This is a genomic window from Marinomonas foliarum (assembly GCF_003337275.1).
In the GTDB taxonomy this organism is placed as follows: Bacteria; Pseudomonadota; Gammaproteobacteria; order Pseudomonadales; family Marinomonadaceae; genus Marinomonas; species Marinomonas foliarum.
The window spans coordinates 1-21,274 of sequence record NZ_QPJQ01000047.1 but is presented as its reverse complement, the minus strand read 5'-3'; the positions used below and the strand labels follow the sequence as shown (position 1 = coordinate 21,274).

Here is a 21,274-nt window from a genome sequence, read left to right as displayed (position 1 = left end):
TGGTCTTTTTTGGTGCTTTTCTTGTTGTGTTGATTAATGTGCTGTGTCTATTTTTGTTTGGCCTACTAGATTTGTGGGCGTTTCAAAAATCTCAGCTTATATATACTTTCTATTTTATTTCTAACAACTTATTATCAAGAAGTGGCTATATTTATTAGTGCTAATGTACTTCTTAATTGGCTACATATTGTGTTTTTTTAAGATTGATAGCGTTTTAATTTAGTTAAAAAGATTGCTCGTTTAAGAGCAGCATAAAATGAGGTTGTTATGTCTGATCAGTTAGTTTCAGGAATTGTTAAGTGGTTTAATGACGAGAAAGGGTTTGGTTTTATTGAGCGTGAAGGTGGTGCAGATGTTTTTGTTCACTTTCGTGCGATAAATGGTAATGGGCGTCGTACTTTGCAAGAAGGCCAAAGTGTTACTTTTGAAGTGACTCAAGGCCAAAAAGGCCCTCAAGCTGAAAATGTAACTATTGTATAATTAGCTTGGTTATATTTAAAAAGCCATGTGTCCATTACGCTGTATTTTAGTTTCTTAGTGTGTTGGCGACATGGCTTTTTTATGTTTTTAATTTTAGCTATAGACTTTATAGGAGGAGGGTTTGCTCCCTGTTTTATATTCATTTAGGCGTTGCCCTTATGCAATCCGAGCAAGATATACCATCTCATTTTTGGGGTTGCATGTATATTTAAGAGAGGTAGATCTAAAATTTAAGCCGCAGACTTTGCTGTCGCTCGGTGGCCGCTCTAGTGTTCCTCAACTGATTGATGTTGAAGGAAGTCGTTATCCGGAAAGCTTAGATATCATATTCTGGGCACTTTCAAACGTAGAGTGCAGGTTAGATATAGAGTGCATATGGCCAAAAGAAAGTGTGCAGAAAAGTAAAATGATGGCGTGGGTTCGATACAACGATAATGTATTTAAGGGGTGGCTTGATCGCTACAAATATGCAGACCGTTATCCTGAATGCAGTCAAAGCTATTATCATAAAAAAGGCGAAGTGTTCTTAAAACGCTTGGACAAGCGCTTGGCGAATAGGTCTTTTTTGTTTGGTGAAAAGGTGAGTGTTGCTGATATTGCTATATTTCCATTTATTCGCCAGTTTGCGGGGGTAGATCAAAAACGCTTTGATGAATCTCAGTATCATCATCTTAAACTGTGGCTAAAAGGTTTTTTAGATAGTTCTCTATTCAAAGACGTCGTTATGAAAAAACATTCTGTTTGGGTAAGTGGGCAGGAAGAAGTTATCTTCCCACCCAATAAATAATCTAGGTTATTTATGTTAGCCCATTAAACCGAATGTAACCCAATATAGAAAACTAGGGTCTGCATCATTTGGTAGTTCGAGTTGGATAAATTTACCCTCCTCATCTAGATGCTTTGATTCAGGGAAGTTTTGTTTTAGCACCGCTAGATTTGTATTTGCCAAGTCCGTTTGTTGCAAATCCATATAAGACTGAATGCTGATAGCAAGTGCTTCTTCGACAGATCGGGTGCTAGGGTAGTGTAAAATCACTTCTTGGCTTCTACGTAATGCTGAAAGAGGAGCCTTTCTTTTTAAGTAGTAGTTAGCCACTTTCAGTTCATGTCGTGAAACCATTTCGCGTAAATGAAACATGCGTGCTTTTGCGTCTGGTGCATATTTGCTATTTGGGAAGCGCGATGTAAAGTCCGCAAGTTCACTAAAAGCTCTGGATAATTCTTTTGAATCCCTTTCGCTTGGGTCTAAATCCAAGTAGCGAGACATAAAGCTTTCAGCGCCTTTGTAGGTTGAAAGAGCACGCATGTAATAGGCGTAATCTATAGAATCATGTTCGGGGTGATTTTTGATAAAACGCTCAGTTGTAGAGTGTGCTGAAATGAAATCGCCAGCTTCCATTTGGGCATAGATTAAGTCCAGTTCTGCACGAGTACTGAACTCACCAAACGGGTAGCGAGAGTCTAAATCTTTTAAGTGTTTTATCGCGGTGGATGGAAGATTGTCTTCTAATGCTTGTTGCGCTTTATTGTAATAAACACGCTCAGGCAGGTCTGGTTCTTGTACTTGAGTACTTGAACAGGCTGCAATGAATAAAGAAAAACTTACTATTCCAGAGAATCGGAGCAACGAGTGATGAAATCCCATGTATAATCAAAACCTTGATATGGTAGTAGATTGGCCTCAATCGGCATTTTGTAGCGTTATACTGCGAAAGATGAAGAAGAGCAAGGCGCTACACGTTTTTTCACATTTAGCTCAATGATAAATTTATTGAGCTGATAACAACAGACTAAAGTACATTGTATGGCAGAGCGAATAGTAAAAGAAGCCCAAGTTCCGTTCGATTTGGGAGGAAGCCGGTTTGATCAGATTGCAACAGAGTTGTTTAGCGATTATTCCCGTTCTCGTATCCAGTCATGGATCAAGGAAGGGGTTTTAAAAGTTGACGGAAAAATCACGAAGCCTAAAGAGAAGTTGTTTGGTGGTGAAACTGTGTCTCTGGATATTGTCATTGAGGCCCAAGAAGATCATGAGGCGCAAGAGATGGATCTTGACGTCGTTTATGAAGATGACGACATTATGATTGTTAATAAGCCTGCAGGCTTGGTAGTCCATCCTGCTGTGGGGAACCGAGATGGTACTTTGATGAATGCTATTCTTCATCATGCTCCAGAAACTGCGCACATTCCACGAGCTGGTATAGTGCATCGTTTAGATAAAGAGACGACAGGCTTAATGGTGGTTGCTAAAACATTGGCGGCGCAAACGGATCTGGTTGCTCAGTTACAAGAGCGCAGTATGGGGCGTGAGTATGAGGCGATTTCCATTGGTGTAATGACTGGGGGTGGTGTCGTTGATGAGCCTATTGGTCGTCATCCACATAACCGCCAAAAACAAGCAGTAGAGCCTGTCAATGGTAAAGATGCTGTAACGCATTATCGTCTGGTTGAACGCTTTAAAAATCACACTCATATTCGCTTAAAGCTTGAGACTGGCCGCACTCACCAAATTCGAGTTCATATGGCATTTATTCAGTATCCATTGGTTGGCGACCCGCAGTATGGTGGCCGTTTGAAAATGCCAAAAGCTTGCTCTCCTGAGTTGCAGGATGAGCTGCGTCATTTTCGCCGCCAAGCACTTCATGCTAAAAAGCTAGAGCTTTCTCACCCTATTACTGGTGAATGGATGCAATGGGAAATAGATTTGCCTGAAGACATGCAGAAATTGCTAGAGGCATTAAAGAAAGATATGGTGGAATCAGGTAGTAATGATTCTGAGTATTTTTAATAGAATAATGCATTTTGTAAAGGCAGCTTCGGGCTGCCTTTTTGTTATTTATTTGCGAGGGTTTTGATGGCTTCTCATCCTAATTCATATATTTTACCGACTTGGCCTGCGCCAGCGTCGGTTTGCGCTTATGTGTCGACTCGTATGGGTGGTGTTAGTAATGCGCCCTTTGATGGGTTGAACTTGGGCCTGCATGTGCAAGATGACCCTGCGGCTGTGAATCAAAATCGCAAATTGTTCGCTTCGTGTATTGATATGCCTGATTCTACGTCCTGGTTAAATCAAGTTCATGGCATAGATATTGTTCAATTACCCTGTGATCGACCGCTAGAAAGTGCCGATGCTGCAACATCTCGAACTATTAACCAAGTTTGTGCAGTGCTCACTGCGGATTGTTTGCCAGTGTTTTTTTGTGATCAGGCAGGAACTCAGGTGGCGGTCGCCCATGCTGGTTGGCGTGGGTTGTGTGCTGGCGTTTTAGAATCAACATTGGCTCAATTTGATGAAAAAGATGGCGTGATGGCCTGGTTAGGACCTGCTATTGGGCCGAGTGCTTTTGAAGTAGGTGATGAAGTTAGAGAAGCTTTTATGTTGGTGGACTCTAATGCCGCGCTAGCATTCAGGCCTTCGCAGCAAACTGGAAAGTGGCTTGCTGATCTTTATCTACTGGCTCGCCAGCGTCTGTTATCCGCAGGCATTAAACAAGTATATGGCGGTGACTATTGTACTTTTACAGACAGAGAGCGCTTTTTCTCTTATCGGCGAGATGGAATGACTGGGCGAATGGCATCTGTTATTTGGCTAAAAGAATAAGATACTTTCAATTAAAGTGACGGGTGTCAAAAAAATGACACCTCTTCTCTTGAAAATTTAGCTTTCGGAATTATTAAGCTCTTAATTGAATATTTCATCTTATGTTTAGAAAGGATGTCAGATTATGCGTATAGATCGTTTAACCAGTAAATTACAGTTAGCACTTTCCGATGCCCAATCCGTTGCACTTGGGCAGGATCACTCTTACATTGAGCCACTTCATTTAATGATGGCCTTGCTTGATCAACAGGGTGGTAGCACTCGACCTATCTTACAGCAAGCAGGAATTCCGGTTGCCAAGTTTCGTGATAGCTTAAATGAGCTGCTGACACGCCTTCCAAAGGTGAGTGACCATGATGGCAATGTGCAAATGTCTCCAGAATTGGGGCGGTTGCTTAATTTAGCGGATAAAGAAGCACAGAAGCGAAAAGATCAATATATTTCTTCCGAATTGGTCTTGATGGCGATGTTTGATGGCAAAGATGATCTTGCTAAGAGCCTCAAGGCCAGTGGTGTTACTAAAGCGGATATTGCGGTTGTTATTGATAGTATTCGTGGTGGTGACTCTGTAAATGACCCAGATGCAGAGGAAAGTCGCCAAGCGCTAGACAAATACACAGTTGATCTAACAGCGAGGGCGGCAGAAGGCAAACTTGATCCGGTCATTGGGCGCGATGATGAAATTCGCCGCACTATTCAGGTGCTACAACGTCGACGTAAAAATAATCCAGTGCTAATTGGTGAGCCAGGTGTGGGTAAGACAGCCATCGTAGAGGGCTTGGCGCAACGAATTATAAATGGTGAAGTGCCAGAAGGCTTGAAGAATAAGCGTGTCTTGTCTCTTGATATGTCCGCGTTGATTGCGGGTGCTAAATACCGTGGTGAGTTTGAAGAGCGCCTAAAAGCATTGCTTAATGAGTTAGCAAAGCAAGAAGGGCAAGTGATTTTGTTTATTGACGAAATTCATACCATGGTGGGGGCCGGTAAATCAGAGGGATCAATGGACGCTGGCAACATGCTTAAGCCTGCGCTTGCTCGTGGTGAGCTGCATTGTGTTGGCGCCACCACGTTGAATGAGTATCGTCAGTTTATTGAAAAAGATGCGGCATTAGAAAGGCGTTTTCAGAAAGTGTTGGTAGAGGAGCCGAGTGTATTGGACTCTATTGCTATTCTGCGGGGCTTAAAAGAGCGTTATGAGGTTCACCATGGCGTAGATATCACTGACTCCGCGATTATTGCAGCAGCGAAGCTCTCGCAGCGTTATATAACCGATCGACAGTTGCCGGATAAGGCTATTGACCTTATTGACGAAGCGGGCAGTCGCATTCGCATGGAAATGGATTCTAAACCCGAAGATATGGATCGTCTGGAGCGTCGCTTAATTCAATTGAAGATTGAAAAAGAAGCCTTAAAGAAAGAAAAAGATAAAGCTTCGAAGTTACGACTAGAAGAGTTGGGTGTAGAGATAGATAGTCTGCAGAAACAGTTTTCGGATTTAGAAGAAATTTGGAATGCGGAAAAAGCGGCAGTTCAAGGGGCGCAAAAACTCAAAGAAGAGTTAGAGTCAGTGCGTCATGAAATGGAAGAGGCTCGCCGTAGCGGAAATTTAGCCAAAATGTCAGAGCTTCAATATGGCGTTATTCCGATGCTGGAAGCAGAAATTGAAAAAGCGAGCAAGGCGGAAGAAACTACTGAAACTCGGCTGTTAAAACGCCGTGTCACTGAGGAAGAGATTGCCACCGTTGTCTCTCGATGGACAGGTATTCCTGTTGATAAAATGCTGGAAGGCGAGCGTGATAAGTTGTTGCGTATGGAAGAAGCGCTTCATGAATCTGTTATGGGGCAGGATGAAGCGGTCCTAGCGGTCTCAAATGCAGTTCGTCGCTCTCGATCTGGTTTGGCTGATCCGAATCGCCCAAATGGCTCTTTTTTATTTTTAGGGCCTACAGGTGTGGGTAAAACTGAGTTATGTAAATCCCTTGCGAGATTTCTCTTTGACACCGAGCAGGCAATGGTTCGTATCGATATGTCAGAATTTATGGAGAAGCACTCGGTCGCACGTTTGATTGGGGCGCCTCCAGGCTATGTAGGTTACGAAGAGGGTGGTTACTTAACAGAAGCTGTAAGGCGTCGACCATACTCTGTGTTGCTGCTTGATGAGGTCGAGAAAGCGCATCCAGATGTCTTTAATATTCTGCTACAGGTTTTGGATGATGGTCGACTAACTGATGGGCAAGGTCGCACGGTTGATTTTAGAAATACCGTGATTGTGATGACCTCTAATTTAGGGTCAGATTTAATTCAGGAATACCAGTCAGCTGATCAATATGAAGAGATTAAAGCGAAAGTGATGGAGATCGTAGGAATGCACTTCCGACCAGAGTTTATTAATCGTATTGATGAAACTGTTGTCTTCCATCCTTTAATGAAGTCTCAAATTAAAGGTATTGCGACAGTTCAGCTTGCTCATCTCAATGATAGGTTGTCTGAGATGGGAATGTCTTTGAGCTTGACGGATGATGCAGCAGATCAATTGGCTGAGATTGGATATGACCCGGTTTATGGCGCTAGGCCATTAAAACGAGCAATACAGAAATGGATAGAAAATCCATTAGCTAATGAGTTGTTATCAGGGCATTTTGTGACGGGTGACAGTATTGTTGCGGAGTTATCTGATGATGGTGTTATTGGTTTTTCAAAAGTGATTTAGCTATCTCTAAATCTAAAAAAATCCCGCTGAATTACATCAAACTCAGCGGGATTTTTTTATTTTAGATACTTAGAAATCTACGAAAGCGCCAAGGAATATACCTTTTGGCTCAATTTTTCCGTTAGATTTAAAGTCTTCGTTGATAGTTCTATAACCTAACTCAAGTCCAGCAAAGACAAGTGGCTGGAATTTCACTTTAAATGTCGTGTCAGTAATATCTGCATCACTGTTACCGCCAGTCTTAACTTCAGCGCCAACGGATAAAACGGTGCCTGGAATGTCAAAGAAAGCAGATACGTACAGTAGTGGGTAGGTGCCGCCGATGTCAGAGTTGTCATGATCAATTTTTCTAAAAGTCGCACCAACATCCAAATTTACTAATGTTAATCCATCCAAAAGCTCGTAATAGAGCGTGTAATCATTGAAAGGTACGTCGTAAGAGTTGCTACTATCGGTACTTTCTAATGACTGGCGTTGTAAACGAATGTTTGGAATAAGTGGGATTGGGTGCTCAAGGGCGATGCCGAAATATGAGTTAAAATCTTCACCATCATTAATAAGGTAAGATCCAGCTTCAGCGGTCACGCCAAGAACGTCAGCATTTGCAGTGCTTGCTAATAAAGCGGTGGAGAGAATAAGGGCTGATTTCTTCATGGGTATTGTCCATATATCAAGAGGATAAATTTAGGCTAATTATAGGATGAAGAGAGCCAAAATCCAATGAAATAAGGAAAAGATATGATGTATTGTGAAGAATATTTAAATAGATGGCTGGGGTAGAAGGATTCGAACCTACGCATGACGGGATCAAAACCCGTTGCCTTACCGCTTGGCTATACCCCAACATATCGAGTTGGTGGCTATGACTAGATTCGAACTAGTGACCCCATCATTATGAGTGATGTGCTCTAACCAACTGAGCTACATAGCCTTAACTGTAATTTACTACTAAATATATCGATGGCTGGGGTAGAAGGATTCGAACCTACGCATGACGGGATCAAAACCCGTTGCCTTACCGCTTGGCTATACCCCAACATATCGAGTTGGTGGCTATGACTAGATTCGAACTAGTGACCCCATCATTATGAGTGATGTGCTCTAACCAACTGAGCTACATAGCCTTTAGTCTGTTGGCTGGGGTAGAAGGATTCGAACCTACGCATGACGGGATCAAAACCCGTTGCCTTACCGCTTGGCTATACCCCAACAGACTGACACAAAAACAGTTTATACAAATCGATCTACTGCCTCTGTGGCGCGATATTATTCATATAACCCGTTAATGGGTCAAGTGTTTTTCTTAAAATGTTTTATTATCTGTTAAACATTAAAGCGGAAATGCATTACATCGCCGTCTTTTACTATGTAGTCTTTTCCTTCAAGGCGCCATTTACCGGCTTCTTTAGCGCCACTTTCACCCTTGTATTGGATGAAATCGTTATAACTGACAACTTCCGCACGGATAAAACCTTTTTCAAAGTCTGTGTGGATCACTCCAGCGGCCTGTGGGCCTGTTGCGCCTTGTTTGACGGTCCAAGCACGCACTTCTTTTACGCCTGCTGTGAAGTAGGTCTGAAGGCCTAGCAATTCATAGCCTGCGCGGATGACTCGATCCAAGCCTGGCTCTTCCATGCCCATTTCATCAAGGAACTCTTGCATCTCTTCTGCATCTAGCTCAGAAATTTCAGCTTCAAGCTGGTTGCAGATAGGAACAACCATGGCGCCTTCGGCTTCTGCAATCTCTCTGACTTGTTCCAAATAAGGGTTATTTTCAAAACCATCTTCCGCAACGTTGGCAATGTACATAGTTGGTTTGGTGGTTAGAAGGTGTAGAGAGCGAACTTCTTTCTTCTGGTCGTCTGACAGTGTCATAGAGCGAACAGGTAAGCCGTCTTCTAGGTGTGCTTTGATGCTTTCTAGGAAGGATTTATGAGCAATAGCTTCTTTGTTACCGCTTTTTGCATTTTTTGCTGTGCGGAAAAGCTGTTTATCTATGGATTCGATATCGGCAAAGATAAGTTCAAGGTTAATAACCTCAATGTCTAGTTTTGGGTTGACGTGGTTTGAAACGTGAATAACGTTCTCGTCTTCAAAGCAGCGAACAACGTGAGCAATGGCATCTGTTTCACGAATATTGGCAAGGAATTTATTGCCAAGACCTTCGCCTTTTGACGCACCTTCTACCAAGCCTGCAATGTCAACGAATTCCATTGTTGTTGCTAGAACTCGCTCAGGTTTAACTATCTCAGCCAAAGCATCCAGGCGTGGATCCGGCATAGCAACAACCCCCGCATTTGGCTCGATCGTACAGAATGGGAAGTTTTCTGCGCCAATGCCTGCTTTGGTTAATGCATTAAATAGAGTTGACTTACCAACGTTAGGTAGCCCAACGATGCCGCAATTAAAACCCATAGTGAGATTCCTAATAATTAAGTGATTATGCTTTGAAGCTGTGTAGTTGATTCATTACGGCATTAAGATTGCCGCGAACGATGTCATCAACATAGCGTAATGATTCGTCGATCGTTTGTTCTATTTTGGTGTAATCATCTGGCGCCGCTTTTTTCAGAACGTAATTGGCGACTTGACTTGCATGACCTGGATGTCCAATGCCGATTCTGAGGCGACCAAATTCTCGATTGTTCGCCAGCTTTGAAATAATGTCTTTTAATCCGTTGTGTCCACCATGCCCACCGCCTCGTTTTAATTTGACGGTACCTGGGGGAATATCTAATTCATCGTGAATAACAAGGATTTCTTCAGGAGGGATCTTATAAAACTGGCAGACGGCCTGAACCGCTTTACCGCTTAAATTCATATAGGTGGTGGGAATAAGAAGATAACACTCTTCACCAGCTATATAAACTTTGCCAAATTGGCCTGAAAACTTTTTTTCAGTACGAAGAGAACATTGGCTCTGACGAGCCAATGTCTCAATCCACTGAGCGCCTGCATTATGGCGAGTGTTCTCGTATTCGCTGCCTGGATTACCCAAGCCTACTAATAATCTGAAACCTGCCACAATACTGCCTTCAATGGGATCTTAACGTTTAGACTTACCGATACGAGCGATAGGTTGGTCGTGATCTTCGCCTTTAAGCAAAGACACAAGCTCTACGCCTTCAGGAAGGATAACATCAGACAAGTGGAAGATCTGGTCAATTTGACCCTCGATCACGTCTACAGTTAGCACTTCAGGTAGGTTCGCTGGCAAACAACGAACTTCAGCCAATTTAGACTCAACAGACAAACGACCACCTTGCTTGCTAACACCTTCACTTTGAGCTGCGTTGATGAAGCTTAAAGGTACGCGAGTTGTGATTACTTTATCAGCTTGAGCGCGCTGAAGGTCCATGTGCATAACATCGCCAGTAGATGGGTGACGTTGTAGTGCTTTAACAAGAACTTGCTCAGTTTTGCCTTCTACAGACACTTCAACTAGACCTGTTAAGAATCCTGGAGTGCCAACGGCTTTAAGTAGCTCGTTGTCTTTGAAAGAGATAGATACTGGAGCAGTCTCACCGCCATAAATAACAGCTGGCACTAGGCCTTCGTTACGAAGGCGGCGGCTCGCACCTTTACCTTCTTGAGTACGTGCTACGGCATTAATAGATAATGACATGGTATTTTCCTAATAATTAATAAAGTTTGTGCCCAGAAATGCGACCCGTTCCGAGCGTTAGTGTTTGGCTTAGGCCCCAAACATGGCACTGATAGACTCTTCGTTGCATACGCGACGAACAGCCTCCGCCATAATGTCAGACATCGACAATTGGCGTATTTGAGGGCAATTAAGCGCCTCTTGTGTTAATGGGATGGTATCAGTCACGACCAACTCATCAAGCACGGAATTTTTAATGTTATCGATTGCTTTTCCAGACAGCACTGGATGAGTACAGTAAGCAAGTACTTTTGCGGCGCCATGCTCTTTTAGAGCTTTTGCCGCTGCACACAATGTGCCGCCGGTATCACACATGTCATCTACAAGGACACATGTTTTACCTTCAACGTCACCAATCAAATGCATGATTTGTGCTTCGTTAGCGCGAGGGCGACGTTTATCGATAATTGCTAAGTCAGCATCATCTAATAGTTTTGCAAATGCGCGTGCACGAACAACACCGCCCACATCAGGAGAAACAACCGTGATGTTTTCATGGCCTTGGCGTTGTAAATCGTCTAGCAATAATGGTGTTGCATAAACGTTATCAACTGGAATATCGAAGAATCCCTGTATTTGGTCTGCATGAAGGTCAACCGTTAATACGCGGTTTATACCTACTGCTGAAATCATATCGGCAACGACTTTTGCTGTAATAGGTACACGAGCAGAGCGCACGCGGCGGTCTTGTCTAGCGTAGCCAAAATATGGAATAACAGCAGTCACACGAGTAGCAGAAGCACGACGCAGTGCATCTGCCATAACGATGAGTTCCATTAGGTTATCGTTACTTGGTGCGCAGGTAGACTGGATAATGAAAACGTCTTTACCACGAACATTCTCATTGATCTCGACCGTAATCTCACCGTCGCTGAACTTACCTACGGTTGCATTTCCGATAGGAAGCCCTAGGCGACGAACCACCCTGCGAGCGAGTTCAGGGTTTGCATTACCGGTAAAAACCATCAACTTGGACACTGTGTATACCTTTGTATTTTATAGCGATGACTATTTATTAGCCAAGAGAAGACTGGCTGAGGCAGTGCTGTCGTTTACTGGCACACTAACCTCTATTTTGTTCAATCCACTGGTTTAGCGCATCGTGCGTTGGAGAAGTGTTACAACCACGGCAAACCCAACTCTGCCACTTGTTTGGTGTAGACGATTTTACTCGTTCTGCATCGCGCAAATTATCGAATGCTAAAAAGAGGCAAGCCCCAGTTCCTGTTAGCTTTGCGTCCCCATGATTTTTCAACCATAAATACGCTTCTTCGACCTCAGGATTGTGCTTTATTACCACCTTTAAGCAATCATTATGCCCACCCAGCTTCAAGGCGTGCGATATTCTGATGGGAGGGGTGTCTCTTGTCAAATATTTATCGGTAAAAATTTGACCAGTTGAGACATGGCAGTCGGGCTTGATAAGCAAAAAATATGGAGTGTCTAATTCAACTTTTTGCAGCTTCTCTCCAACGCCTTCAGCAAAGGCGGCAAAACCCATAACAAAAACTGGTACATCAGCCCCTAATTGTACGCCTAATTCGGCCAGTCTTTCTACTGTGAGGTGACATTCCCATAATACGTTGATTGCCAATAAAGTGGTTGCTGCGTTTGAACTTCCACCGCCAATTCCGCCACCCATAGGTAATTGTTTTGTTAGGAATATATCGATACCGAAAGAGGAGTCTTTTTTGAAAGGAGTCAGCAGTTTTGCTGCTTTGTAAATAAGGTTTTCTTCGGTAGGAAGTTGATCAATAGTTGGTGTAATTGTGACCTGATTATTACGCGTGAGTGTAAAATCTAGCGTGTCACATAAATCTATAAACTGAAACAGGGTTTGCAATTCATGGTAGCCATCTTCTCGTTGGCCAGTAATGTGTAAAAACAAATTTAATTTTGCAGGAGAAGGTAATTGCATCTTAGTTACTGAATAGTCCATTGGTTGATAATTAAATTCACTCTAAATGGAGGGTTAGATACCTGCATTTTTTGTGGCAAGGATAGGCCGTCGACTTTGGTGAAGTTGCTGTAGGTTATCAGCCAGCCATCTTGCTCGATTGTATTAGGTAATTGGCTTTCAGGATCCTTTGTCATCTTTGAAACTGAATTTGGATAGGCCAGCCCTCTCATCCAATAGGTTACTTGCTCGACAGGAAACGCCCAACCTAACTCTTGTTGTAATAAAGAGGCTGGGTTATTGCCCGTAACAACTGTGTCTTCGTATGCAAGAGTTACGACACCATTGCTAGTTTGGTTTAGGTGGGTAGCGCCTTGGCCAAAAGGTCCCACGATACTCAGGGCAAATGTTTTAGGGTCTTTTTGCCAATTGAAGTTGCCTGACACTGCGTCATTCTGTGTTCGTATGCCGACTCTACCGGATGTTTCCCATTTTGAAATAGCGCTTACGCTTTCAGGTGGTGGGGTTATTGGTCCTGTTGGTCTAGAGCTACAGGCGCTAATAATAATAGTTAGAACAAGAATACTGAGTACGCGATAAGTCATGATGATGAGTCCTGTTTGTGTTCTTCGAGTAGCGACGGTGACAGTCGCTCAATGGTATCGATTAAAAGTGGCGTATCGGGTGATGTCTCTAAGGCGCTTTCCCAGATCAATATTGCTTCTTCGTAATGGCGCTGTTTCCATAGAGACTCACCGTAGTGAGCGGCGATTTCTGCATCAGGTAAAATTGACCAAGCTTTCTTTAAATAGTAAGAAGACTGTTCGAATTCACCCTTTAAAAAGAACCCCCAGCCAAGGCTATCAATAATAGCAGGATCACTGTCTGCTTTTTCATAAGCTGATTCGATGAGTTTCATTGCTTCTTCTATTCGATCGGTGCGAGTAAGCAAGGTGTAACCGAGAGCATTTAGGAATTGAGGGTTTTCTGGGTCTTTTTGAAGTAAGATTATTAACTCTTTTTCAGTAATCTTCCAGTTGCCTAGAGTGTCAGCTAGTAGAGCCTTGTGGTAGCGCAAGGAGTCAGATTCAGGAAGTGCAGCAAGCGCATTTTTTACTAATTCGAATGATAAGTTTTTGTTACCCTTTTCCTCGTGAAGACGACTGATAGCGATAACCTGCTCTGGCATGTCTTCTCGCGGAGTTCTGTTCAGTACCATGGCGTTGATATCCTTCTCTTTGCCCAGATCATAAAACCACAGCGCCATTTGGTTGGTCGCATTTGATTGTAAGTTACCATCTACATTTTTCATAAATTCTATGGCTTGTGCTTTTTTATCTAACTGAGCCAGAGCAATAGCGGTTAAATATTGAACCTGATTAGATAGACCTAATTGCTTTTGGGGGAGGTTGTTGGCCGTTTTTAAGGCTAACTCAGCTTGCTCGTGTTCTAAAAGAGAGCGCATTAAGTTAATGCCGACTTGAAGTTTTTCCGGTGTCTCTAGGTTGGCATTTAGGTAAGTATTCGTTCCCTTTTTCGCTTGTTTATTTTCAACAAGAAAATCAATTAAGGGAGTGAGTATTCTTGTGCTTTTGGGAAAGCGTACAGTGGCGGAGTCCAATGTTCTGATAGCATCATCGAGCAGTCCAAGGCTTTTCTGACTGAAGGCCAAAATAAGATAGAGTGATTCGCTTTTCTCTGAAGTTGGTTTTTCTAGGAGTGCTTCGGATGTGGTAATGGCGAGTTGGTAATTCCCTGAAAGTAATAATAGATGAGCATAGCTTAATTGAATGTACTGATTGGCTTTCCGTTCCGGTGATAAGGCGGATATGGCTTCTTCTATAGTTGAAACTTGATCATTCTCACGAACATTTTCTTCTAGATAAATAGGTAGAAAACGCAATGATACGTTATGTCTCATTGCGTTTGTCAGCAAGGTAGTGACTTCTTCTGTACGATTACCTTGTATCAGAACTTGTAGCTTTAGTGCATAAGCCGCTTCTGCATTGGGGGCGACAGAAAGCCATAAGTTAGTGCTTCTTTCTATAAAAATATGATTTTGAGACGCAACAGCAACTTGTATGAGTCTTTTTATTAAAGCAAGGTCGTTAGATTTGTTTGCCAGATCATAAAAGGACTCGAAAGCTTTGTTAGGGCCTTCTCTTTGTAGCGTAAACTCGGCATTCAGAAGGGATTGAATGTCATCGTTGCTTGCTTTTGTTAAAAGAGATTGTTCTTCAGGAGTTAGTGATTCTATGTCCTTGGATATCGTATTGTGACTGCACGCACTGAGAAGAGTGACGCTAAGCGTAGCCACGAGTGTTAGCAGTCCTTTTTTATAAGGCTTTTGTTGTATTTTTTGTGTCAGCCTAAAAACAGCAGGCATGTGTTTTCTCGATGCTAAATTCATATAACCCTTATGGTATCGTTAGCGGCTCGTTATGTCAGTCATAACTATAAACTAATCCTATTACTTTTATTGACCATATGGGGTGCGAAAAAAAGCGAATTTCTCGTATAATATGTCTTCTTTATGTAAAGAGTCATGTTGGAGCAATGCTTGCTCCTGTCATTACCTTAAGATCTCGATCTTTGATAAGAGTCCTGAATGCCGCTAATTACTGTAGGTGTAAATCATAAAACAGCGCCAGTTTCGATACGTGAGCGCGTCGCTTTTGCGCCCGAGAAAATGATAGATGCTTTGTCTTCTCTTATCTCTGAAAGAAAAGCCAGTGAAGCTGTGATAGTCTCGACCTGTAATCGTACAGAGTTATATTGCTCCGTTGAAGATTTCACCAAAGCAAGCGATGTTATTGCTTGGCTAGGGGAATACCATGGTATCGCTTTGTCCGAACTTCAGCAGTATTGTTACACACACGCAGATGACGATAGTGTTCGCCATGTTATGCGAGTGGCATCGGGCTTAGATTCTTTGATTCTTGGCGAGCCTCAAATTCTTGGGCAAGTTAAGTCTGCGTACGCGGTTTCCCAAGAAGGCTCTTGTATTGGCCCAGAGTTGCAATCGCTATTTCAACGCACATTTTCTGTTGCTAAGCGTGTACGTACCGATACGGCTATAGGTGAAAACCCAGTTTCTATTGCGTTTGCAGCAGTGAGTCTTGCTCAGCGAATTTTTGCCGATATTAGAAACAGCACCGCACTATTAATTGGTGCTGGCCAAACGATTGAATTGGTGGCAAGGCATCTTAAAGAAAATGGCATTAAGCGTATAATTGTTGCGAATCGAACATTGGCGAGAGCCGAGGCGTTAGCTAATGAGCTGAACGCAGAGGCAATAATGTTGGGTGAGGTCGGTGATTATTTGTCTCAGGCTGATATTGTTATTTCTTCGACGGCGAGTCAGTTGCCAATTATCGGTAAAGGCATGGTGGAGCGTGCAACAGCAAAACGCCGTCATTCTCCTATGTTACTTATCGACATAGCGGTGCCACGTGATATTGAGCCTGAAGTTGACGAAGTGAGCGATGCCTACTTATATACCGTTGACGACCTTCATTCAGTGATTGAAGAAAATGTCAGAGCAAGGCAAGATGCGGCGCAAGCTGCTGAACAAATGATTGAAGAAGGTGTGGAATCTTATCGGCGAGTGATTGAGTCGAGGAAAGTTTCAGACCTGATAGTGACCTTTAGGCAGTCTGCTGAGGCCATGAAAAACATAGAATTGGAAAAAGCGCTAAAAGGCCTGGAGATGGGGCAGCCCCCAGAGCAAGTGGTTAATAAACTTGCCCATAGTCTAATGAATAAGTTAATTCACTCTCCTACGCGTTACTTGCGTGATGCTGGAGCAGACGCTGACCAAAATGCATTAACCATTGCCTCAAATGTATTGGGCATCTACGAAGAAAAAGATAATTAAAAAATGAAAGAATCGATAAAGTTAAAATTAGAAAGCTTATCTGATCGTTATGATGAATTGGCTGCGCTACTGGGTGTTGCTGAAGTAATCATGGATCAAGAATTGTTTCGTGCTTATTCGAAAGAGTATGCTGAGCTTGAGCCTGTTGTTAAATGTTTTATTGAGTTTCAGCAAATCGATGAAAATATCGCTGAAGCGGAGTTAATGATGACAGATGCTGACCCAGACATAAAAGAAATGGGCGTAGAGGAATACAAAGCAGGTCAAGCGCAAAAAGAAGAACTTCAGTTGGTATTGCAAAAACTCCTTTTGCCTAAAGATCCAAATGACTCGAAAAACGTGTTTTTGGAAGTGCGTGCCGGAACTGGTGGTGATGAAGCGTCTATTTTTTCTGGCGATTTATTCCGTATGTATTCTCGTTATGCTGAGACACAGCGCTGGAAAGTAGAAATCGTTAGTGCCAGTGATGGCGAGCACGGCGGTTATAAAGAAGTGATCGCACGTATCGTTGGTGATGGTGCTTATTCTAAATTGAAGTTTGAATCTGGTGCGCATCGCGTTCAGCGAGTACCAGCGACAGAATCACAAGGCCGTATTCACACCTCGGCTTGTACCGTAGCTGTAATGCCTGAGATGGATGAAATTGATGACGTTATCATCAATAAAGCCGATTTGCGTATTGATACTTTCCGCGCGTCTGGTGCTGGTGGTCAGCACGTTAATAAAACAGACTCAGCGATTCGTCTGACGCACATCCCAACGGGAGTTGTTGTTGAGTGTCAGGAAGAGCGCTCTCAGCATAAGAACCGTGCTAAGGCCATGTCGCTACTTGCGTCTCGTTTGCAAGCAGCAGAGCAAGAAAAAGCGGCCAGCGAACAATCTGAAGCACGTAAGTCTTTGGTTGGTAGTGGTGATCGATCTGAACGTATTCGTACATATAATTACCCACAAGGCCGCGTTACAGATCACCGTATTAACCTAACACTGTATAAGTTAGATGAAATCGTAACAGGTGAATTGGATGTGTTGATTAATCCACTAGTGAATGAGTTTCAAGCGGAGCAACTTGCCGCATTAAGTGGCGATAATTAATCTAGGGTAACCATCACCTATGCGAATTGATGAACTACTAAAAGGCGCTTACGAGCGCCTTTCTTCTATTTCGGAGACAGCTCAGTTAGATGCCCAGCTATTGCTTGCTCATGTCTTGGCGGTGTCGACTTCCTATTTTTATGCTTGGCCTGAGAAAGATGTCAGTGTCGCTGACATAGATAGATTTGATAGCCTGTTAGCGCGTCGAGAGTTGGGGGAGCCTGTTGCTTATTTATTGAGGCAACAGTCATTTTGGAGCTTGGATCTAGAGGTAGCGCCCTGTACTTTAATTCCTCGAGCAGACACTGAACGGTTGGTGGAAGTTGCCTTATCTGTACTTGATACAAATAAAGCGAATCGTATTCTAGATCTTGGCACTGGAACGGGCGCAATAGCCTTGTCGCTGGCGTCTGAGCAGCCTAAATCGACTATCATAGGTGTGGATTTAGTTGCTGAGGCTGTCACTCTTGCTAAGCGCAATGCTGTACGGAATCAATTGAGTAATGCGACTTTTTTGCAAAGCAGTTGGTTCGGGGCGCTGGAAGGTGAGTCGTTTGACCTAATCGTGTCTAACCCACCTTATATTGATCCTGACGATGAGCATTTATCTCAAGGGGATGTGCAATTTGAGCCTAAAAGCGCTTTAGTTGCTGGTAATCATGGTATGGCAGATATTGAGCATATTATTCAAGTTGCCCCTCGTTTTATGAAGCATGGTGCTTATTTGATGTTCGAACATGGTTATGACCAATCTATCGCTGTGAGAAAGTGTTTTGTCGAAGCGGGCTTTATTGCGGTCGAGAGTTTTCAAGATTTAGGTGGCAATGACCGGGTGACAATAGGGCGTCTCAAGTAAATGAAGTAAGCGCTAGCGCTTACTTCATTGTCGCTCTTTATTTTTGCGGCTGGGCGCTTTCTGGCCGAATAAATACAGGGTTGTCTTGGGTTGATTGTTGAGGGTCGTAGCGATAACCCGCAAGATCAAATGCTTTAAGTTCACCTAGCGTTTCACAGCGGTTTTCTATCAGGTAGCGAGCCATTAGGCCACGTGCTTTTTTCGCATAAAAGCTGATGACTTTAAACTTGCCATTTTTTTCGTCTAGAAAGTTTGGAGTGATCAATGTCGCAGAGAGTTTTTTCTTGTTCACGGCTTTAAAGTATTCATTCGACGCTAGATTGATCAGCAATTCACCTTCTTCAAGAGAGTCGTTAATCTTGGTTACTATGGTATCTCCCCAGAATTGATAAAGGTTGGTGCCTCTATCATTCTTTAGGCTAGTACCCATTTCTAATCGATAGGCTTGCATTAGATCCAATGGTTTTAGTAGCCCGTAAAGGCCACTTAAAATGCGCAGGGAGGCTTGGGCATATTTCATGTCACTTTCATTTAATGAGTAAGCGTCTAACCCTGTGTACACGTCCCCCATAAAGGTATAAATAGCAGGGCGGCTGTTACTTTGGTTGTGCTCTTTTTGCCATTCTTGGTAGCGAGATACATTGAGTGTGGCTAGCTTATCGCTGAGCTTCATGAGAGACGCGATATCTGCGGGTGAGTAGGGCTTAATAGTATTGATGAGTTGTTGAGACTCATCCAAGAGTTCTGGTTGGCTAACCATATCAATACTTGGGGGAGAGGTTAGGTCCAGTGTTTTTGCTGGTGATATTAAAAACTTCATAAGGATTCCATCTGCTTCATCATTGCGTTTGCTAAAGATTATCCATAGAGTGTCGATAGATATCCAGACAATGCTTTAATAGAGATAATTTATGAAGAATAATCTGATACCATTTCCCAAGCCTCGTCAGACTGTCGCTGAAAAAAATAACAATCCTGTGACGAGTGATGAGCTAAATGCTCTTCGGGCGGCATTTGACCAAGCTCGTGCAGATTGGGTTGTTGAGCTTGCAGAGTTACCTGAAAATAATAAAATTTATAGTGGCTCAAAAAAATAGCTAGATTATTTCTGATATTTTACAATGGGCTGCCTACTTAAGGTGTTGAACCCATGCTGCGTTTCCTTGTTCGAAACTCCCTGCCTTTCATGTTTGTGTTTGCCATACTTGGCTTCTTACTACCTTCTGTATCGTTGGCTTTTTTTCCTTTTCTACCTATCGTACTTTTTACTTTAATGTCATTGACGTTGTTGGGAATGAAACAGAACGAATTAATGAAACGATTAAGCAGTAAAGAAATATGGTTTTACGCTGTTTTGCATTCGGCTGTGTTTATGGGGGTAGTCAGTCTTATAGGCTGGTTTTTGTCGTTCGATTCGGATCTTTTGCTCGCGGTCGTTGCTGTGGCGGCCACTGGCTCTTTATTTGCAACGCCCGCGATCGTTCGAGCGTTAGGCTTTGATAGTTTGCAAGCAATGGCAATGACGATCGCAACAACACTGGTTTTGCCTATTTCGATTTTTATCACCTTGATATTCTTTCAAACAGAAAGTGTTGAGCTTGATTGGTCTAGTTACTTTGTCCGCTTAGTGGTTTTTATTTTTGGACCAATGTTATTTTCATTTTTGGTTCATCGATTTTTTCCTGAAGAAGCGTTAAGCCGTTTTTTGATGAAAATATCGCCTTATACCATTTTACTAGTATTTGCATTTCCTTTTGGATTGGTTGGTAGTTTCCGAGTGTTGTTTGATCAAGACCCGCTGGTGGCCCTGAATTATTTTCTTATTGCAACGGGCTTGTGTTGTCTGTTTTTTGTATTGTCGTATCTTTTTTATCGTAAGCAAGGCAAAGCGATCGCACTTAGTGCTGCCATTACTTCTGGTAATAGAAATGTCTTACTGACATACAGTATTGCTGGCGTTTTATTAGGGCCAGCGTTTTTACCTTTAGCTGGTGCTTTACAAATACCTACATATTTGTTGCCCGTTTTTACTCGCTGGCTAAACAAAACCTTACTAAAGTGATGTATGAGAATTTGGATAAGTTTGCCTTATGCTTATTTACCTTATGCTCAACTGAAGGTTCGTTAATACCCCTAGGTAAAGTTTCAAGGATAGCTTTCTATGCGTCAAAATCTACCTGTAACAAAGCAAGAGAAAACTTTTGCTCAGAATGAAAAATTAATTACTACTACAGATCTAAAAGGTCAAATACTCCATTGTAATGATGCTTTTGTAAAAATCAGCGGCTTTGATAAGAGTGAATTAATAGGTAGTCACCATAATATCGTACGTCATCCAGATATGCCCAAAGAGGCTTTTCAAATTATGTGGGAAACCTTAAAACAAGGTAAAGCCTGGATGGGATTGGTAAAAAATCGCTGTAAAAATGGTGATTATTATTGGGTAGACGCTTATGTGACTCCTGTTACTGAGGCAGGTAAAGTTGTTGGTTATGAATCCGTCAGAACCGTACCTAAACGAGAAGATGTGGTGCGAGCTGAAAAGGTATATCAGCGTATTGTAAATGGTAAAAATGTTTTGCCAAGACAGTTTATGTCATGGAAATTGTTGTTACCCGTTGGTGGTCTTGTTTTGGCCATTGCAGCGGGAAGTGTCGATGTTCTTTATGGTTTGGGGGTTCTAACGGTAACAAGCTTGTTGGCTAATGGCTTGTTTGTACTAAACAATGTCAAACTGCAGTCGACGTTAAGGAAGCGTTTATCTACGTCTTTTCTTCACCCACTTGCGGGTATTACATACTCTGATCGAAGCTTAGATGTTGGTATGGACCCAGTTTCCTAGACAGTTTCTAGCTCCGTAAAATATCGCCTCTCATATTGCAATGGCGATAATCCATCATTTGATCCATGGTGTCGCTTTGGATTATAAAAGCATTCGATATAATCAAAAATCTCTGAGCGAGCATCACTTCTTGTTTGATAGGTCCGATTGCGAACTCTTTCTTTTTTTAATAACGAGAAAAAACTTTCCGCAACAGCATTATCGTGACAGTTACCACGTCGACTCATACTGGCTTCCAGATTATTATCTTTTAAG

Annotated in this window: 22 protein-coding genes and 5 tRNA genes; 11 read left to right on the top strand and 16 right to left on the bottom strand. The window is 42.6% G+C overall.

Features of this window, described 5'->3' with window-relative positions:
* Nucleotides 1–267: 267 nt before the first annotated feature.
* Nucleotides 268–480 (top strand): cold-shock protein, encoded by a 213-nt coding sequence (locus DFP77_RS18110; RefSeq protein ID WP_114413611.1) that lies wholly within the window; start codon nt 268–270, stop codon nt 478–480.
* 121 nt (nt 481–601) lie between these two features.
* Nucleotides 602–1,267, top strand: a complete 666-nt coding sequence (locus tag DFP77_RS18105) for a glutathione S-transferase (protein ID WP_114413610.1) — start codon at nt 602–604, stop codon at nt 1,265–1,267.
* A gap of 15 nt (nt 1,268–1,282) precedes the next feature.
* On the opposite strand, the gene DFP77_RS18100 is transcribed toward DFP77_RS18105, so the two are convergent.
* Nucleotides 1,283–2,125, bottom strand: coding sequence for an outer membrane protein assembly factor BamD (locus tag DFP77_RS18100; RefSeq protein WP_114413609.1), 843 nt, complete (start codon nt 2,123–2,125; stop codon nt 1,283–1,285).
* A 159-nt stretch (nt 2,126–2,284) separates the two neighbouring features.
* Here DFP77_RS18100 and rluD point away from each other — a divergent pair, with 159 nt between their 5' ends.
* The 3 genes from rluD (at nt 2,285) to clpB (ending at nt 6,791) form a co-directional block, all read left to right on the top strand.
* The gene (gene rluD, locus DFP77_RS18095) at nt 2,285–3,268 is read left to right on the top strand and encodes a 23S rRNA pseudouridine(1911/1915/1917) synthase RluD (protein WP_114413608.1); all 984 of its coding nucleotides are present in this window, start codon (nt 2,285–2,287) and stop codon (nt 3,266–3,268) included.
* A gap of 66 nt (nt 3,269–3,334) precedes the next feature.
* A complete protein-coding gene (gene pgeF / locus DFP77_RS18090; protein WP_114413607.1) occupies nt 3,335–4,081 on the top strand; it encodes a peptidoglycan editing factor PgeF in 747 nt (248 codons plus the stop codon).
* 124 nt (nt 4,082–4,205) lie between these two features.
* Nucleotides 4,206–6,791 carry an ATP-dependent chaperone ClpB gene (gene clpB, locus DFP77_RS18085; RefSeq protein ID WP_114413606.1) on the top strand — a complete coding sequence of 862 codons (2,586 nt, stop codon included), beginning with the start codon at nt 4,206–4,208 and terminating at the stop codon, nt 6,789–6,791.
* A 69-nt stretch (nt 6,792–6,860) separates the two neighbouring features.
* On the opposite strand, the gene DFP77_RS18080 is transcribed toward clpB, so the two are convergent.
* The 13 genes from DFP77_RS18080 to DFP77_RS18020 form a co-directional block, all read right to left on the bottom strand.
* Nucleotides 6,861–7,445 (bottom strand): TIGR04219 family outer membrane beta-barrel protein, encoded by a 585-nt coding sequence (locus tag DFP77_RS18080; RefSeq protein ID WP_114413605.1) that lies wholly within the window; start codon nt 7,443–7,445, stop codon nt 6,861–6,863.
* Nucleotides 7,446–7,559: 114 nt separating this feature from the next.
* Nucleotides 7,560–7,634: transfer RNA gene (locus DFP77_RS18075), tRNA-Gln, on the bottom strand.
* Between the two features lie 11 nt (nt 7,635–7,645).
* Nucleotides 7,646–7,722: transfer RNA gene (locus DFP77_RS18070), tRNA-Met, on the bottom strand.
* A gap of 30 nt (nt 7,723–7,752) precedes the next feature.
* Nucleotides 7,753–7,827 (bottom strand) — tRNA-Gln (locus tag DFP77_RS18065).
* Nucleotides 7,828–7,838: 11 nt separating this feature from the next.
* A tRNA-Met gene (locus tag DFP77_RS18060) sits at nt 7,839–7,915 on the bottom strand.
* Nucleotides 7,916–7,925: 10 nt separating this feature from the next.
* A tRNA-Gln gene (locus DFP77_RS18055) sits at nt 7,926–8,000 on the bottom strand.
* A 114-nt stretch (nt 8,001–8,114) separates the two neighbouring features.
* Entirely contained in the window at nt 8,115–9,206 is a 1,092-nt protein-coding gene (gene ychF, locus DFP77_RS18050; RefSeq protein ID WP_114413604.1) for a redox-regulated ATPase YchF, read from the bottom strand.
* A 25-nt stretch (nt 9,207–9,231) separates the two neighbouring features.
* Nucleotides 9,232–9,816, bottom strand: a complete 585-nt coding sequence (gene pth / locus DFP77_RS18045) for an aminoacyl-tRNA hydrolase (protein ID WP_114413603.1) — start codon at nt 9,814–9,816, stop codon at nt 9,232–9,234.
* 21 nt (nt 9,817–9,837) lie between these two features.
* Nucleotides 9,838–10,416, bottom strand: a complete 579-nt coding sequence (locus DFP77_RS18040) for a 50S ribosomal protein L25/general stress protein Ctc (protein ID WP_114413602.1) — start codon at nt 10,414–10,416, stop codon at nt 9,838–9,840.
* 69 nt (nt 10,417–10,485) lie between these two features.
* Nucleotides 10,486–11,433 carry a ribose-phosphate diphosphokinase gene (locus DFP77_RS18035; protein ID WP_114413601.1) on the bottom strand — a complete coding sequence of 316 codons (948 nt, stop codon included), beginning with the start codon at nt 11,431–11,433 and terminating at the stop codon, nt 10,486–10,488.
* Nucleotides 11,434–11,518: 85 nt separating this feature from the next.
* Complete coding sequence (ispE, locus tag DFP77_RS18030) at nt 11,519–12,373, bottom strand: 4-(cytidine 5'-diphospho)-2-C-methyl-D-erythritol kinase (protein ID WP_374058262.1); 855 nt, start codon at nt 12,371–12,373, stop codon at nt 11,519–11,521.
* A gap of 5 nt (nt 12,374–12,378) precedes the next feature.
* Nucleotides 12,379–12,957 (bottom strand): lipoprotein insertase outer membrane protein LolB, encoded by a 579-nt coding sequence (lolB, locus tag DFP77_RS18025; protein ID WP_114413599.1) that lies wholly within the window; start codon nt 12,955–12,957, stop codon nt 12,379–12,381.
* The gene (locus DFP77_RS18020) at nt 12,954–14,762 is read right to left on the bottom strand and encodes a tetratricopeptide repeat protein (protein ID WP_114413598.1); all 1,809 of its coding nucleotides are present in this window, start codon (nt 14,760–14,762) and stop codon (nt 12,954–12,956) included. Before DFP77_RS18020 ends, lolB begins: the two co-directional genes overlap by 4 nt.
* Nucleotides 14,763–14,960: 198 nt before the next feature.
* On the opposite strand from DFP77_RS18020, the gene hemA reads away from it, so the two are divergent.
* Genes hemA through prmC form a run of 3 tightly spaced genes read left to right on the top strand, consistent with a single transcriptional unit; the run spans nt 14,961 to nt 18,177 of the window.
* A complete protein-coding gene (gene hemA, locus DFP77_RS18015; protein WP_114413597.1) occupies nt 14,961–16,229 on the top strand; it encodes a glutamyl-tRNA reductase in 1,269 nt (422 codons plus the stop codon).
* Nucleotides 16,230–16,232: 3 nt separating this feature from the next.
* On the top strand, nt 16,233–17,321 hold the full coding sequence (gene prfA / locus DFP77_RS18010) for a peptide chain release factor 1 (protein ID WP_114413596.1): 1,089 nt from the start codon (nt 16,233–16,235) through the stop codon (nt 17,319–17,321).
* Nucleotides 17,322–17,340: 19 nt separating this feature from the next.
* Nucleotides 17,341–18,177 (top strand): peptide chain release factor N(5)-glutamine methyltransferase, encoded by an 837-nt coding sequence (prmC, locus tag DFP77_RS18005; RefSeq protein WP_114413595.1) that lies wholly within the window; start codon nt 17,341–17,343, stop codon nt 18,175–18,177.
* A 37-nt stretch (nt 18,178–18,214) separates the two neighbouring features.
* Here prmC and yaaA read toward each other — a convergent pair whose 3' ends face one another.
* Nucleotides 18,215–18,997, bottom strand: coding sequence for a peroxide stress protein YaaA (gene yaaA, locus DFP77_RS18000; RefSeq protein ID WP_114413594.1), 783 nt, complete (start codon nt 18,995–18,997; stop codon nt 18,215–18,217).
* Nucleotides 18,998–19,088: 91 nt separating this feature from the next.
* On the opposite strand from yaaA, the gene DFP77_RS17995 reads away from it, so the two are divergent.
* The 3 genes from DFP77_RS17995 (at nt 19,089) to DFP77_RS17985 (ending at nt 21,019) form a co-directional block, all read left to right on the top strand.
* Nucleotides 19,089–19,274 (top strand): hypothetical protein, encoded by a 186-nt coding sequence (locus DFP77_RS17995; protein ID WP_114413593.1) that lies wholly within the window; start codon nt 19,089–19,091, stop codon nt 19,272–19,274.
* 53 nt (nt 19,275–19,327) lie between these two features.
* Nucleotides 19,328–20,239: a hypothetical protein gene (locus DFP77_RS17990; RefSeq protein ID WP_114413592.1), complete on the top strand. Its 912-nt coding sequence runs from the start codon at nt 19,328–19,330 to the stop codon at nt 20,237–20,239.
* Nucleotides 20,240–20,338: 99 nt separating this feature from the next.
* Complete coding sequence (locus DFP77_RS17985) at nt 20,339–21,019, top strand: PAS domain-containing protein (protein ID WP_258861213.1); 681 nt, start codon at nt 20,339–20,341, stop codon at nt 21,017–21,019.
* Here DFP77_RS17985 and DFP77_RS17980 read toward each other — a convergent pair.
* On the bottom strand, nt 21,016–21,274 hold a 259-nt coding region (locus DFP77_RS17980; RefSeq protein ID WP_147270572.1), incomplete at its 5' end, for an IS3 family transposase. The genes DFP77_RS17985 and DFP77_RS17980 overlap by 4 nt on opposite strands.